This window comes from Lutibacter sp. TH_r2 (assembly GCF_033101135.1).
GTDB lineage: Bacteria > Bacteroidota > Bacteroidia > Flavobacteriales > Flavobacteriaceae > Lutibacter.
The window spans coordinates 170153-184901 of sequence record NZ_JAWMPV010000004.1; the positions used below are offsets into that span (position 1 = coordinate 170153).

At 28.6% G+C, this 14749-nt stretch carries 15 protein-coding genes; 8 read left to right on the top strand and 7 right to left on the bottom strand.

Features of this window, described 5'->3' with window-relative positions:
• Positions 1-20: 20 nt before the first annotated feature.
• The 6 genes from hisS to nadC form a co-directional block, all read right to left on the bottom strand.
• Positions 21-1391 (bottom strand): histidine--tRNA ligase, encoded by a 1371-nt coding sequence (gene hisS, locus R3X25_RS12450; protein ID WP_317675245.1) that lies wholly within the window; start codon positions 1389-1391, stop codon positions 21-23.
• Positions 1392-1473: 82 nt separating this feature from the next.
• Entirely contained in the window at positions 1474-2058 is a 585-nt protein-coding gene (locus R3X25_RS12455) for a DUF4126 domain-containing protein (RefSeq protein ID WP_317675246.1), read from the bottom strand.
• A gap of 6 nt (positions 2059-2064) precedes the next feature.
• On the bottom strand, positions 2065-2793 hold the full coding sequence (gene kdsB, locus R3X25_RS12460; RefSeq protein WP_317675247.1) for a 3-deoxy-manno-octulosonate cytidylyltransferase: 729 nt from the start codon (positions 2791-2793) through the stop codon (positions 2065-2067).
• Between the two features lie 50 nt (positions 2794-2843).
• Positions 2844-3821, bottom strand: a complete 978-nt coding sequence (locus R3X25_RS12465; RefSeq protein ID WP_317675248.1) for a YihY/virulence factor BrkB family protein — start codon at positions 3819-3821, stop codon at positions 2844-2846.
• Between the two features lie 4 nt (positions 3822-3825).
• On the bottom strand, positions 3826-4395 hold the full coding sequence (locus R3X25_RS12470) for a pentapeptide repeat-containing protein (RefSeq protein WP_317675249.1): 570 nt from the start codon (positions 4393-4395) through the stop codon (positions 3826-3828).
• The gene (gene nadC, locus R3X25_RS12475) at positions 4396-5256 is read right to left on the bottom strand and encodes a carboxylating nicotinate-nucleotide diphosphorylase (protein WP_317675250.1); all 861 of its coding nucleotides are present in this window, start codon (positions 5254-5256) and stop codon (positions 4396-4398) included. It abuts the gene before it with no gap.
• A gap of 77 nt (positions 5257-5333) precedes the next feature.
• On the opposite strand from nadC, the gene rlmH reads away from it, so the two are divergent.
• From rlmH to R3X25_RS12515, 8 genes are all read left to right on the top strand, one after another.
• On the top strand, positions 5334-5807 hold the full coding sequence (gene rlmH, locus R3X25_RS12480) for a 23S rRNA (pseudouridine(1915)-N(3))-methyltransferase RlmH (protein WP_317675251.1): 474 nt from the start codon (positions 5334-5336) through the stop codon (positions 5805-5807).
• Positions 5808-5843: 36 nt separating this feature from the next.
• Entirely contained in the window at positions 5844-6422 is a 579-nt protein-coding gene (locus tag R3X25_RS12485; RefSeq protein WP_317675252.1) for a non-canonical purine NTP diphosphatase, read from the top strand.
• Positions 6416-7450, top strand: coding sequence for an iron ABC transporter permease (locus tag R3X25_RS12490; RefSeq protein ID WP_317675253.1), 1035 nt, complete (start codon positions 6416-6418; stop codon positions 7448-7450). The genes R3X25_RS12485 and R3X25_RS12490 overlap by 7 nt, the downstream gene beginning before the upstream one ends.
• Positions 7450-8235 carry an ABC transporter ATP-binding protein gene (locus tag R3X25_RS12495; RefSeq protein ID WP_317675254.1) on the top strand — a complete coding sequence of 262 codons (786 nt, stop codon included), beginning with the start codon at positions 7450-7452 and terminating at the stop codon, positions 8233-8235. The genes R3X25_RS12490 and R3X25_RS12495 overlap by 1 nt, the downstream gene beginning before the upstream one ends.
• Positions 8236-8347: 112 nt before the next feature.
• The gene (locus R3X25_RS12500) at positions 8348-9895 is read left to right on the top strand and encodes a hypothetical protein (RefSeq protein WP_317675255.1); all 1548 of its coding nucleotides are present in this window, start codon (positions 8348-8350) and stop codon (positions 9893-9895) included.
• Between the two features lie 139 nt (positions 9896-10034).
• The gene (locus tag R3X25_RS12505) at positions 10035-10274 is read left to right on the top strand and encodes a hypothetical protein (RefSeq protein WP_317675256.1); all 240 of its coding nucleotides are present in this window, start codon (positions 10035-10037) and stop codon (positions 10272-10274) included.
• Between the two features lie 182 nt (positions 10275-10456).
• A complete protein-coding gene (locus R3X25_RS12510; RefSeq protein ID WP_317675257.1) occupies positions 10457-13156 on the top strand; it encodes a T9SS type A sorting domain-containing protein in 2700 nt (899 codons plus the stop codon).
• 114 nt (positions 13157-13270) lie between these two features.
• Complete coding sequence (locus R3X25_RS12515; protein WP_317675258.1) at positions 13271-14305, top strand: M28 family metallopeptidase; 1035 nt, start codon at positions 13271-13273, stop codon at positions 14303-14305.
• 16 nt (positions 14306-14321) lie between these two features.
• Here the strand turns inward: R3X25_RS12515 and R3X25_RS12520 are convergent, their stop codons facing one another.
• Positions 14322-14735, bottom strand: a complete 414-nt coding sequence (locus tag R3X25_RS12520) for a hypothetical protein (protein ID WP_317675259.1) — start codon at positions 14733-14735, stop codon at positions 14322-14324.
• Positions 14736-14749 lie beyond the last annotated feature (14 nt).

The window sequence follows — 14749 nt, forward strand, 5'->3', positions numbered from 1 at the left end:
ATTTACAATTTTGTTTTAAGTTATTTAGTAATTTTAACTAATTCTTCTAAAGTACAAACCTGCTGTTCACCACTTTGCATATTTTTTAATGTATATTTATTTTCTTCAATTTCTGATGTACCTGCTAATACAACAAATGGAATTTCACGACGATTGGCATAATTCATCTGTTTTTTCATTTTTGCCGCATCAGGATATAATTCTGATTTTATGCCATTTACTCTTAATTTTTGAACTGCTTTTATACCATAAGCTGCTTCAATTTCTCCAAAATTAATAAACAATACTTTTGGCATTGGCAGCTCTACTTTATTAAATAAATTTAATTCTTCTAGTACTAAATAAATTCTATCTAATCCAAATGATATTCCAACACCACTAATATCTTTTAATCCAAAAATTCCAGTTAAATCGTCATATCTTCCACCTCCACCAATAGAACCCATTTTTACACCTTCAGGTGCTGAAACTTCAAAAATTGCTCCAGTATAATAGTTTAAACCACGAGCTAAAGTTACATCTACTGTTACACTTGCAGATTCTAAACCTAAAATTTCAATTTGATTGCAAACAAACTTTAATTCTTTTACTCCTTTTGTACCTTCCTCCGAAGCTTCCAACATTTCAGCTAACTGATTCAATTTTTCTTCATTAGAACCATTAAAACTATACAGTGGCTGAACTTTTTCTATAGCTTGTTCCGAAATTCCTTTTGATAACATTTCATTTGTAACTCCTTCAGCACCAATCTTATCTAATTTATCTAAAGCAACGGTAAAGTCTATTAATTTATCTTTTGCTCCAATAATTTCAGCAATTCCTGCCAAAATTTTTCTATTGTTAAGCTTGATAGTCGTACCTGTTAACTGTAACTTACTAAAAACTGCATCGTATAACTGAATAAATTCAACTTCTTGCCATAAGCCATTACTTCCAACCACATCAGCATCGCATTGGTAAAACTCTCTAAACCTTCCTTTTTGTGGTCTATCTGCACGCCAAACTGGTTGCATTTGATAACGTTTAAAAGGAAATACAATATCGTTTTGGTGTTGTACAACATAACGCGCAAAAGGTACTGTTAAATCGTATCGTAACGCTTTTTCTGAAATACTTGAAGTAATTTTTAAGCTATCTTTATTTGCTAATAATTTAGCATCTGCTTTTTTTAAATAATCTCCAGAATTTAAAATTTTAAAAATTAGTCGGTCACCTTCTTCTCCATATTTTCCCATTAAAGTAGATGAGTTTTCAAAGCTTGGGGTTTCAATAGCCTGAAATCCATATACTTCAAACACTTCTTTAATAGTAGAAAAAATATAATTTCGTTTTGCTACTTCTACAGGTGAAAAATCACGAGTTCCTTTTGGTATACTAGGTTTTTGTGCCATTTTTAAAATTTAGGCTGCAAATATCTAAAATTTAGTGCAGTAAATAAAGCTTTTCTAAAATCGTTTTTATTTCACTTTATATTTACTTATTAATTTGAGCTTTTTTAGGTTTTAATAATTTAAAAACTCTAAAAATTAACCAAAAAATAATTATTACACAGACAATTGCAACTATTGGAATAAATATTGAAAATACTGACATAATAATAGAAGTCCCAGTTTCTACTGTTGAAATAACAGGATTTGCGATACCTGCTGTGGTAGCTGTACTTGTTAGCCTTGCTGTACTTGTTGAACCTTTTATTGCTGCTGCTGTACCACCTCCAGCTATAATTGCCAAAGCCCAAGTTATTGTTGGATCTAAATTAGCTACAGTTGAAACCATTACTGCTGTACCAGCAACTGCTGCTAATGGAACTGCAACGGTATCCAATAAATTATCGAGCCACGGAATAAAATATGCTAATATTTCAACAATAGTAGCAACACCTAAAATTACAATTGCAGTTGAACTACCAACCCATTCCCAACTTTCATTTAAAGGAATTATACCGTAATAAGAAGCAATACTTAACGCAAAAAGTGGAACAAAAATTCGAAAACCAACCGAAGCGGCTAATCCAATTCCAATAATAATACTAAATAATGTTTCGGGTGAAAAACTCATAATTTGCTATTTTTTATAAATTGCTATGGCTTTTTCTAAATCTTCTGGAGTATCAATACCAATGGCAATTTGATTAGTTTCTACCATTTTAACTTTCAAACCGTGTGCCAAAAAACGTAAATTTTCTAATTTTTCTGCAGCTTCTAACTGATTTATAGGTAGTTTAGTGAACTTTAATAAAGCTTCTTTTCTAAAAGCATATATTCCAATATGCTTAAAATATTCGGCTTTTGATTTTTCTCTAGGATACGGAATTGGTGAACGTGAGAAATACATAGCGAAATCAGTTTCATCACAAACTACTTTTACGTTGTTTGGATTGTTAATTTCTGCTTCATCTTCCATTTTTAATTTTAATGAAGCTATATCTATATTTTTTGCTTCATCGTTTTTAAAAACTTCAAGTAGTTTTTTTAAAGGTTTTGTTTGCGTAAAAGGCTCGTCTCCTTGTACATTTACAACTATATCTGTATCTATATTTTCAACTGCTTCAGCAATTCTATCGCTTCCACTTTCGTGTTCTCCAATACTTTTTATAGCTTTTCCTCCTTTTGATATTATTTCATCAAAAATAATATCACTATCAGTTACTACGTAAACATCATCGAATAAATTTGAATTTTTTGTAGCTTCATAGGTTCTAACAATAACAGATTTACCTGCTAAATCTTTCATTAATTTACCTGGAAAACGACTTGCTTCGAAACGAGCAGGAATCATTGCGATTGCTTTCATATAATTATTTAAAAATTATAGAATTGAAAATTCTATTTTAATTAAGTTTTTTAATTTTCAATTACTTCTGTTTTTTTAGAGGTTTCTTCTAAAAAATGAATACTTTTTAATCTATTTAAACTTGCATTTAGCTCAAAACCTAACAATAAAATTATGGAATTTAACCATATATACAACATTAAAATAAGTAATGTTCCAATGGAACCATATAACTCGTTGTATTGTGCAAAGTTTTTTACATAAATTCCAAATAAATAAGTAGTTAACATTACTAAAATTGTTGTTAACATAGCTCCAGCTGAAAAGAATTTAGCCTTTCTACCTTCTTTAGTTCCAAAAAAATACAGTATTGCCGTACCTATATAAATCATTAAAATAAAAAATATGTATTGCGCTATTTGAATTCCAAAAACGTCTCCACTTTCTACATTTATTCCTGCTGTTTTAGATGCTAATTCACTTAAATATTGTACTACATAAACTTCAACATACACCAATGTAGTAATTGTAAACAGCATTAAAAATGCTAATAATAAACCAACTCCAAAAGAGTACAAATACATTGAAAATATATTTCTAGTTTGTTTGATATGGTATGAATACTCAAAACCACTAAAAATTGAATTTACACCATTTGCCATTAAAAACATGGCTAAACCTAATGTTGATAATAGTAAACCTTCGCGCTGATGACTAATAATATCTTCAACTATTGTATCAACAAAATCTGCTGTTTTTGGAGGAACCAAGTTATTAATAACCGCCATAAACTCGTTAGAATCTATGGGTAAAAAGGGCAATAAATTCAACATAAAAAGCAGAAAAGGAAAAATTGCCATAAAAAAACTAAAAGAAATTGATCCAGCACGTGATGTTAAAGCTCCTTTTACAATTCCAGTAACGTACATTTCGATAACATCGTATAACGACATACCTACCATACCTGGAAGTTTTACTTTTTTCAAAAACTTTACAATCCAGTTTAGTACAGGAATTTTTAATAATTTATCTTCAACCTTTTGAGTCATAGCACTACTCTACTTTTATCTGAAATTCTTTTAATAATCCTTCTAAATTTTCTTTTGAAAATACTGAATTTTTCATTTTATTTTCTGAAGGATTTATATTGAAATTAAACGATGTACTAAAATTAACACTTTCTAAATTAGTTTGTTGAAAAATTGCATTTTTTAAATCGCAATTATCAACTACAGTATTAGACATATTAGCTTCTGTAAAATCTACTTCTTGTAAATTACAGTTTTTAAATACTGTATTTTTAATATTTAATTGATAGAAAGAAGCTACATTTAACTGACAATCAAAAAATTGAAAACTCAACAAAAACTGATCACATTCATTAAACTTAACACCTAACAATTTACATTCAGTAAAACTTGCTATTTTAAAAGCTGTATTTTTCACAATAGTATTACTAAAATTACAATTAACAAACTCACATTCTACAAACTGAATATTAGAAGCGTGTACATTTTCAAAATTACAATCTATAAATGTACAGTTATCATACTCACCTTTTACCAATTTTGATTTGGTATAGTCTATTCCATTAAATGTTTGATCGTCGAAAAAATCTAGCATCTACTCTACTGCTTTCAAACTTAAATCCATATTATAAACAGAGTGTGTTAATGCACCTGAAGAAATATAATCTACACCACATTCTGCATATTTACGAGCCGTTTCTAAATTAATTCCACCTGAAGATTCTGTTTGGCATTGATCACCAATTAAAGCAACAGCCTCACGTGTTCCAGCATAATCAAAATTATCAATTAATATTCTGTGAATTCCGCCAACAGCTAAAATTTCTTTAATTTCATCCATACTTCTAGCTTCCACAATAATTTTTAAATCTAAATTATTGTCTTTTAAGTATTGTTGAGTTTGCTGAATAGCTTTTGTTGCTCCACCACAAAAATCGATATGGTTATCTTTTAACATAATCATATCATACAAAGCAAAACGGTGGTTTTCTCCTCCACCTATTACAACTGCCCATTTTTCAACAGCTCTAATTCCTGGTGTAGTTTTACGCGTATCTAATACTTTTGTTTTGGTTCCTTCTAAAAGCTTTGCAAATTCTTTAGTTTTAGTAGCAATTGCACTCATACGTTGCATTAAATTCAACACTAAACGTTCCGATTTTAGAATGGATTGTGAACTTCCTGATACATAAAATACAACATCGCCGTAGTTTACTTCTTCACCATCGTTTATTAAAGTTTCAACTTTTAAGTTTTTATCTACGTAGTTAAATACTCTTTTTGCCATTTCAACTCCAGCTATTACACCATCTTGCTTTACTAATAATTTTGCCTTACCTGTTGCAGATTCTGGAATACAAGCTAACGAGCTGTGATCTCCATCTCCAACATCTTCTCTAATAGCATTTTTAATAGTAATATCTAGTTCCTTTTCAAATTGTTCTTTTGTAATCATTTTATCGTAATTATATCACACAAAAATAACTTTTTCTAAACAAAATTTTCAAGATTAATTATTTTTATATTTGCTGAATGAAAATTAAGCTTTTAGCCATTGGTAAAACCGATGATAAACATCTTCAAAATTTAATTGATAATTATCAAAAAAGGTTGAAACATTATATCAACTTTCAAATAGAAATTATTCCTGATATAAAAAATGTTAAAAATTTAAGTGAAACTCAACAAAAAGAAAAAGAAGGAGAATTGATTCTTAAAAAAATAACAACTTTTGATCAATTAGTTTTGTTAGATGAAAATGGTAAAGATTTTACTTCGGTAGCATTTTCAAAACATCTTCAAAAAAAAATGAATGCTGGAATTAGACAGTTAGTTTTAGTTATTGGTGGACCTTATGGTTTTTCCCAAGAAGTGTACAAAAAAGCATCGGGGAAAATTTCCCTTTCTAAAATGACATTCTCCCACCAAATGATTCGTTTGTTTGCTGTTGAACAAATTTATAGAGCTTTTACAATTTTAAGAAACGAACCCTACCATCATCAATAAGTTTTGTATTTTTGCGCATCCATTTTTTAGAATTATATGAAATTAGTTTTTGCTACAAATAATAAAAATAAACTAGAAGAAGTTAAAGCAATGCTTACCAATTTTGAAATTGTAAGTTTAGCTGATATTAATTGTTTTGAAGATATTCCTGAAACTGCAGCTACTTTTGAAGGAAATGCAAAACTAAAAGCAAATTATATTACAAAAAAATATGGATTAAATTGTTTTGCTGATGATACTGGATTAGAGGTTGAAGCTTTAAACAATGAGCCAGGAGTTTTATCGGCTCGTTATTCTGGTGAACATCACAATTCTGAAGCTAATATGCAAAAACTACTTCATAATTTAAAAAACATTTCCAACAGAAAAGCACAATTTAGAACAGCTGTTGCTCTTAATATAAATAACAAACAATTTATTTTTGAAGGCATTTGTAAAGGAGAAATTTTAGATGAAAAAACTGGAGAAAATGGTTTTGGATACGATCCTATTTTTAAACCCATAGGTTATAAAAAATCCTTTGCACAAATGGAATTATCCGAAAAAGGAATTATAAGCCATAGAGGAAAAGCAATAAAAAAATTAGTAGATTTCTTAAAAAATAAAACTTGGTAACAGCTACAAAATCATATAAATCTACATTTGGTATTTTATTAATTATTCTACTAACAATTTGTTTAATTAATATTAGCCTTGGGTCTGTGTTTATACCTTTTAAACAAATAATTCTATCATTAATTAATGGTGAAGTTGATAAAGAGAGTTGGAAAACTATTGTTTTAAATTACAGATTACCAAAGGCTATTACAGCTATAATTGTAGGTTCTGGATTATCAATAAGCGGATTGTTAATGCAAACATTATTTAGAAACCCTTTAGCAGGACCATTTGTTTTAGGAATTAGTTCTGGAGCTAGTTTAGGCGTTGCAATATTAATATTAGGAGCATCATTTTTTGGGGCAACTTTAACCAGTTTTGCTTTTAGTAATTGGGGATTGGCAATTGCTGCAAGTTTAGGATCTTTTCTTGTGCTTTCTGCAGTAATGTTAGCAGCAGTTAAAGTTAGAAATACCATGTCTATTTTAATTATAGGTTTAATGTTTGGAAGTTTAACTTCAGCAATAATAAGCATTTTAGCGTATTTTAGTAGCGCTTCACAATTACAACAATATATGTTTTGGAGTTTTGGTAGTTTAGGAAACTTAAGTTGGTTAGAAATTATTGTTTTAGCAAGTATTTTTATTATTGGAATACTGTTAGTTGTATTTATTATTAAACCTTTAAATAGTTTATTGTTAGGTGAAAATTATGCTGTTAGTATGGGAGTTAATGTTAAATCAACTAGAAATATTACACTAATTGCAACTAGTTTATTAACTGGTGTTATTACAGCATTTTCTGGGCCTATTGCATTTATTGGATTAGCTGTACCACATATTACAAAATTGTTATTTAACACTTCAAACCATAAAACATTATTACCTGCAGTTGCTATTTGCGGAGCAATTATTATGCTAATTTGCGATAGTATTGCTCAACTTCCATCTAGTGAATTTACATTACCAATTAACGCTATAACCTCTTTATTTGGCGCACCTATTATTATTTGGTTATTAGTACGAAAAAGAAAAGTGTATTATTAATGAAAGAAGCTAAAAAACATATTATAAAAACTACCAATTTAAGTATTGGTTATACTTCAAAAAAGAAAAATATTGTTATTGCTTCAGATTTAAACATTAAACTCGAAGCTGGTAAAATGGTTTGTTTATTAGGTAAAAATGGTATTGGTAAATCCACGCTTTTAAGAACACTTACAAAAGTTCAAAACGCTTTGGATGGAGATATTTACTTAAATAACCAAAATTTAGAAAAATTCTCAAATTTAGAATTAGCTAAAACCTTAAGTTTAGTTTTTACAGAACGTTTACCTGAAAGTAGCTTAACGGTTTTTGAATTGGTAGCTCTAGGTAGACAGCCACACACTAATTGGATTGGTTATTTAACAAATGAGGATATGAAAATTATCCAAAATGCTTTTAAAAAAACCAAAACAGAGCATTTAATGAATTCAAAGTTTTATGAATTAAGTGACGGACAACTACAAAGAGTTATGATTGCGAGAGCTCTTGCACAAAACACATCTATAATTATTTTAGATGAACCTACAGCACATTTAGATCTTCACCATACTATTAATACGTTTTCTTTATTAAAAAATTTAGCTTCAGAATTCAATAAAACTATTATAATTTCTACACATGAAATTAATTTAGCACTTCAAATTGCTGATGAATTATGGTTAATGTCTCCTCAAAAATTTGTGAGTGGAAAAACAGACACACTTATTTGCAATAACGAACTAAATTCACTTTTTGATTCCGATTTAATTAAATTTAATAAATCATTAAAACAATTTACTATATAGGTATTTTTTAATGTAAAAGATTTGTTACTTTACATTAAAATTTAATAATTAATTATTTTTAATGTTACGCTATTTAAAGCATCTATACTCCAAATGTATTTCATTTCTGTTTTTGTTTACATTTTTTTATTGCGCAATTTCGTATAGTCAAAAAAATGAAAAAGTAAATTATGAGAAATTTATAGATTCTGCTTACAATAATATTGATAACTTCCCAAAAATAGCTGTTAGCTTTTTAGATTCTATTCCAAAACCTTTAGCTAAAACAATAACAGGTAATATTTCAGATTATTATCATATAAAAGCCGTAGCTAGTAATTATTTAAATAAAGAAGCAGAAGTATATCATTATAACATACTTGCACTTAATTTTGCCGAAAAAGAAAAAAATTACACTATTGCAGGCACTTCTAGTTTAGAGTTATTTTACAATCTTTATATTGTAAAAAAAGACTCAACTGCTTTTGATTATCTAAAAAAAGCTAAAAAGTTTTATACATTAAACAATAATGCTAATGGACTTACGGAAGTTATGCAAATGGAGGCTTTTGTTGAGTTTTATAATAACAACTACGCAAAAAGTAATGCTCTTATACTTCCTAAATTAAATCATTACCAATCTATTAAAAACGATCAGTACTATTATATGTATGCCTTATTTATGCTTACATCTAATTACACTTATTTAAATGATAAAGAAAATTTTAGAAAATATTTTAACGAATTTAAAAAACTAGAAACAGATACAACCATTGCACCATTATTATATAAAAAACATAAAGTAACACTGTATAATTGTTTGGCAGAAATGTACCTAGAAAATAAGCTTTTAGACTCAACTATAATATATATTGAAAAAGCAAATAGTCTTAGAGAATATATGAACAATTCTGATATTGAAAATTATTTAAAAAACAATATTGCATATTATACTGCTTCAAAAAATATAGAAGCCAAAAGTAACTATGTAGACTCTTTAAAGGTATTTCAGCAAAATATAATTAAAGAAACTATTGATGCTAGTTTTAATATAAATAAAACATTAATTGAAACTAACCAAAACCTTAAAGACGAAACCGAAAAAAATCATTCAAATAGAAACTGGATATTAGGTTTAATATTTATTTTAACAGCATTTATTGTGTTTGTTTTTATACGCTATAAAAATATAAGAAATAGTTTAAATGAATTTTCTAAAAGAAAAGATGAATATTCATTTCTTCAAAATAACCATGATAAACTAAAAGCAAAAGTAGTAGGATTAGAAGATTATTTAACTGAACTAAAAAAGGAATTTAAACGTATTTCAGTTGTTTCAGATCCTGTAGAACAACGAATATTAGTTGTGGACTTTTACAAAAAACTTCATGGAGATTCCTCATTTGTTATAAATACTAATGAAAATTTTATAGAAAAATTAAGTAAACAAAATAAAGAGTTTTTTTCAAGCATAAGTACCAAATTCCCTAAACTTAATGTTGATGAAAAAATTATTTGTTATTATGCTTATACAGGATTTAAAAATAAAGAAATAGCTGTTTTTCTTAACACTACCATAAGAGCAATTGAAAGTAAACGATATCGAATTTACAAAAAAATTGACTTTAGTAATAAAAATGAATCATTTACTGAATATTTAGATTTTGCTCTAAAAACCTGAATTAAAATCTTATAGTTAGCTGTATTCACCTTGTTTTTCTTTTTGAGTAGTTATTGCGTAGTTACTATTTAACTTATAATTTTTATGATATTTCATTAAATATCATATTTGTAAGTCAAATATATTTAGCTATAATAATATGAAAAAAAACTACTTACTACTATTATTTACCTTATTGATTATTAATTCTTATTCTCAAGAATACAGCCGAATAATTGAAGCAGGAACTTACACTGTTAAAAATATTCAAAAAGAAGTTGAAGCTTATTTCAACATTCCTGGTAAAGAAAAAGGAACTGGATACAAAAATTACAAACGCTGGGAATACCACGCTTTAACATCCATGAAAGACAACGGTGTTTTAAAACCTATATCATAGGTATATAACGAACTAGAAAAATACGATAATTACTCTAAAAATGTAAACATCTCAAATAACTTACAAATAAATACATCACAGTTTTCATCTGGATTGTATTTTGTAATAACAAACTCTAAAGAGGGTATTTAAACTAAAAAATTAATAATAAAATAAAACACTATAATTAAAAAAACAAACAAATGAAAAAAATCTACATTCTAGCATTTACCATGTTATTTTCAATTTTATCATTCGGACAGAATGATAAAAGTTGGGCTAAAATGGGAACAAGTAAAAGTGGTAACTTTTATGAAGTTCAAGCAAAATTCAACAAATATTGGAAGAATAAAACACCTGAAAAAGGACAGGGTTATAAAATTTTTAAACGATGGGAAAATCAAATTGAAGATAAAATTTATCCTTCAGGTGATTTATCTTTACCATCACACACATACCCTAATTTTATTGAGTGGCAAAAAAATTATAACAACAATAAAGCTAAAAATAGTAATAACCAAATGAAAGCTTCCATGGCAACATCTAATTGGATAACTTTAAATCAGACTTCAATAGCATCTGGGTATGATTCTGGTTCTGGAAGAATAAACTTTGTGACTTTTGATCCGCAAAACCCATCTACTACAATGTATGTTGGTGCTCCAGATGGTGGTTTATGGAAAACAACAAATGGCGGTACTTCATGGACTACAAATACAGATTATTTACCTATAATTGGATGTGCTGGATTAGTAATAGATCCTAACAATACAGATTTAATGTATTTAGCTACAGGAGATAGAGAAAGTGATAGAAGAAGCATTGGTGTTTTAAAATCAATAGATGGAGGTTTAAACTGGAATACTACAGGTTTAGTATGGACTGCTACTGATAATTATAAAATCACAAAAATAATAATGGATCCAAATGATCCACTTAAAATGATGATTACTACAGATGGTGGCGTTTTCAGAACTGTTGATGGTTGGAACACCGTTGAGTCTCAAACAATATATGAGTATCTAACTGATATTGAATTTAACCCAACTAACTCATCAGTAATTTATGCCGCTGGAAAAGAAATTTATAAATCTATAGATGGTGGTATTAATTGGACAGCAAACCCTAATACTACAGGAAATTTACCTAACTCAAGTGATGTTGAACGTATTGAATTAGCCGTAACAGCTGCCGATGCAGATTATGTTTATGCAATTATTGGAAGAAGTAGCGATCAAGGGTTAGAAGGTTTTTATCGTTCAACGGATAGTGGTGATAATTTTTCTAAACAATCCACAGCATCTACACCTAATATTTTACACTCTGATGCGAATCCAACTTCAGCTTCTGTTGGAGGACAAGCGTTTCATGATCTTGCTATCGCTGTTTCTCCAATAAATAAGGATAAAGTAACTATTGGTGGTATAAATCAATGGCAATCTACAGATGGAGGTGTAAACTGGAATCGTATTACATATTGGTTAGGAACTAAACCTGGGCATACTTATGATCCTTCATATATGGAACCAGAACCTTATATACATGCAGATATTATTTATATTGAATATATGCCAGGAGGAAATGGTACTACTTTTTTTACTACTTGTGATGGAGGTATTTCAAAAACTACTGATGATGGTGTTACATGGACAGATGTTACAGCAAATATAGCTGTAGGTCAACAAACTAGTCTTTCATCATCTTCAACAGAAAATATTTTCTTTACTGGATTACAAGATATTGGTTCAATAAAATATACTAGTGGATCTTGGTCTGTGATAAGTGGTGGTGATGGTGAAGATGGTTTTATTGATAGTGCTAATGCTGATTTTATTGTGTCTTCTACTACCAATGGTCAATTTTTCTACTCAACAGATGGTGGTGCAACTGCAGGAATAGATATTCCTTGGTCACCTCATCCATACCACCAGTTCCCTGATAATTCAGAAACTGAATGGTTTAGTCCTATTCACCAAGATCCAGGTAATGTTGACCATATTTATATTGGCGGTAGACCATTTTTGTATAAATGTGAAGATTTATTTTCAGCGGTAACTAATAATACATCAGCTACCTTTGCAAAAACAGGAACTACTGCACCAAGTCCAGCTACAAAAAACATTTTAAGATTTGAAATTGCACCAAGTAACAATGCCATAATTTATGTTATTAAAGATAATGTTATTTCAAAATCTATAAATTCAGGATCAACTTGGAGTGATATTACATCGGGACTACCAGTTAGTGTTGCTAAATTAAAAAACTTAACAGTTTCTAATACTAATGCTGATAAAGTTTGGGTTATATTTTCTGGATATGAAGATGGAGAAAAAGTATACAAAACAACTGATGGAGGTTCTAATTGGATAAATGTTTCTGCTGGACTCCCTAATATTCCAATGAATACTATAGTTTACAGAAAAAATAATGTTAATGATGAAGTATATATAGGAGCAGATTTAGGAGTTTATGCTATAGATAATATTGTTACTTCTGCTGTTCCATTTTTAACTAATTTACCAACATGTTCGGTTCAAGATTTAGAAATATATTACCCTACTCCTACAACAGGAAAATTGAGAGCTGCAACCTATGGTAGAGGTAGCTGGGAAACAGATTTAAACACGCAGACACTTGCTGTTCAAGAAATGTCTTATACAGATGTTAATGCACCTGTTTTATATCCAAACCCAGTAAGTAATGGTGTTTTAAATGTAAAACTAATAGACAACAATTCTATTTACGAATACTATTTATACAACCTATTAGGTGAGCAAGTACATAAAGGAACTTTAAGTGTTTTAAATTCTGTTATTCCTTTAACAGATAAATCAGCTGGAACTTATATTTTAAGAATGATAAGTAAAGAAACGGCTTACACTCAAAAAATAATTATTAAGTAGTAATTAAATTAGTAAGTAATTAGTAATAAAGGCTCTCTAAATTAATTTTAGAGAGCTTTTTTTATTCTTTCAAAAATTGTTTTCTATATTTATAAATTGAAATTAAAACAATAAATGCTCTATATTAATTATAAAAAATTATGGATTATTTTATATGTATCCATAATTAGTTGTGGCTCAACAGCAACCATAAATAATAAACAAAAACATATACCAATTGAAGCAAATGCTCAAACAGCTTCAATTTATGCAAATACAATTGTACCTAGTAATTTAAAAGAACACTTATACACTATTGCTTCAGATGAATTTAAAGGAAGAGCAACAGGAAAAGAAGGTCAAAAAAAAGCTGCTAATTATTTAAAGGATTTTTATTCACAAAATAATATTCGTCATCCTAAACAAATGGATGATTACTTTCAAATTATTCCAAGTAAAAATTTAGGTTCCAAATACCAAGATAGTGAAAACGTATTGGCATTTATTGAAGGAACGGAAATTCCAGAAGAAATAATTATAGTTTCTGCACATTACGATCATTTAGGAACTAAAGATGTAGATATTTATAATGGTGCTGATGATAACGGTTCTGGATCTACTGCTTTAATGGCTATTGCCAAAGCTTTTCAAAAAGCTAAAAACGATGGTAATGGTGCAAAAAGGTCTATTCTAATTTTACATGTAACTGCCGAAGAAATTGGTTTGCTTGGCTCTAAATACTATGTTGAACATCCTATTTTTCCTCTAAAAAATACTGTAGTAAATTTAAATATTGATATGATTGGAAGAGTTGATGACATTCATGAAAACAATTCAAACTATATTTATTTAATTGGCTCTGATAAATTGAGTACTGAATTACATCAAATTTCTGAAGCTGTAAATTCTAAATTCACTTCTATAAATTTAGACTACACATATAACAGCAAGGATGATCCGAATCAATACTATTATAGATCAGATCACTATAACTTTGCTAAAAATAACATTCCAATTATATTTTATTTCAACGGAACGCATCAAGATTATCACAAACCGTCAGATACACCAGATAAAATAAACTATAATTTATTAGCTAAACGTACTCAATTAGTATTTTATACAGCTTGGGAATTGGCAAATAGAGAACAAAAAGTTTTGGTAGACTAGTAACCAAAATATTTTATTACTGAAACAATTTAGATAATTTAAAGCCTAAAAATGCCATAGGAATGTAGGCTCCAACAATATCTAAAATAGCAAACCACGTTGGTGATGGCAACATAACCACATTCATTATTCCACCAATTAAAAAGAAAACTCCAACAGCTAAAGCTAATTTTAATTTATAAGTTTTAGCTATTAAACTAGCAATAAAAGCCCCAAATAAAGTACCTAAAGCATGTGCTAAAAATGGCATTAAAAAGTTTTTAGGTTCAAACAAATGCATGGATTCTTTTAAGCTTTGCATACTGCTTGGATCAACACCTTCAGGTAAAGGAATTACAGAACTACTAACCATTACAATTCCCATGTTAACTATTCCTCCTAAAAATAAACCAGCTACTACTGCTAATACATTTCTAACAATTGGATTCATATTATATGGGTTTT

Coding starts and splice junctions, on each gene's coding strand:
- hisS (WP_317675245.1), bottom strand. CDS start 1,391: ATGGCACAAAAACCTAGTATACCAAAAGGAACTCGTGATTTTTCACCT.
- R3X25_RS12455 (WP_317675246.1), bottom strand. CDS start 2,058: ATGAGTTTTTCACCCGAAACATTATTTAGTATTATTATTGGAATTGGA.
- kdsB (WP_317675247.1), bottom strand. CDS start 2,793: ATGAAAGCAATCGCAATGATTCCTGCTCGTTTCGAAGCAAGTCGTTTT.
- R3X25_RS12465 (WP_317675248.1), bottom strand. CDS start 3,821: ATGACTCAAAAGGTTGAAGATAAATTATTAAAAATTCCTGTACTAAAC.
- R3X25_RS12470 (WP_317675249.1), bottom strand. CDS start 4,395: ATGCTAGATTTTTTCGACGATCAAACATTTAATGGAATAGACTATACC.
- nadC (WP_317675250.1), bottom strand. CDS start 5,256: ATGATTACAAAAGAACAATTTGAAAAGGAACTAGATATTACTATTAAA.
- rlmH (WP_317675251.1), top strand. CDS start 5,334: ATGAAAATTAAGCTTTTAGCCATTGGTAAAACCGATGATAAACATCTT.
- R3X25_RS12485 (WP_317675252.1), top strand. CDS start 5,844: ATGAAATTAGTTTTTGCTACAAATAATAAAAATAAACTAGAAGAAGTT.
- R3X25_RS12495 (WP_317675254.1), top strand. CDS start 7,450: ATGAAAGAAGCTAAAAAACATATTATAAAAACTACCAATTTAAGTATT.
- R3X25_RS12505 (WP_317675256.1), top strand. CDS start 10,035: ATGAAAAAAAACTACTTACTACTATTATTTACCTTATTGATTATTAAT.
- R3X25_RS12510 (WP_317675257.1), top strand. CDS start 10,457: ATGAAAAAAATCTACATTCTAGCATTTACCATGTTATTTTCAATTTTA.
- R3X25_RS12515 (WP_317675258.1), top strand. CDS start 13,271: ATGCTCTATATTAATTATAAAAAATTATGGATTATTTTATATGTATCC.
- R3X25_RS12520 (WP_317675259.1), bottom strand. CDS start 14,735: ATGAATCCAATTGTTAGAAATGTATTAGCAGTAGTAGCTGGTTTATTT.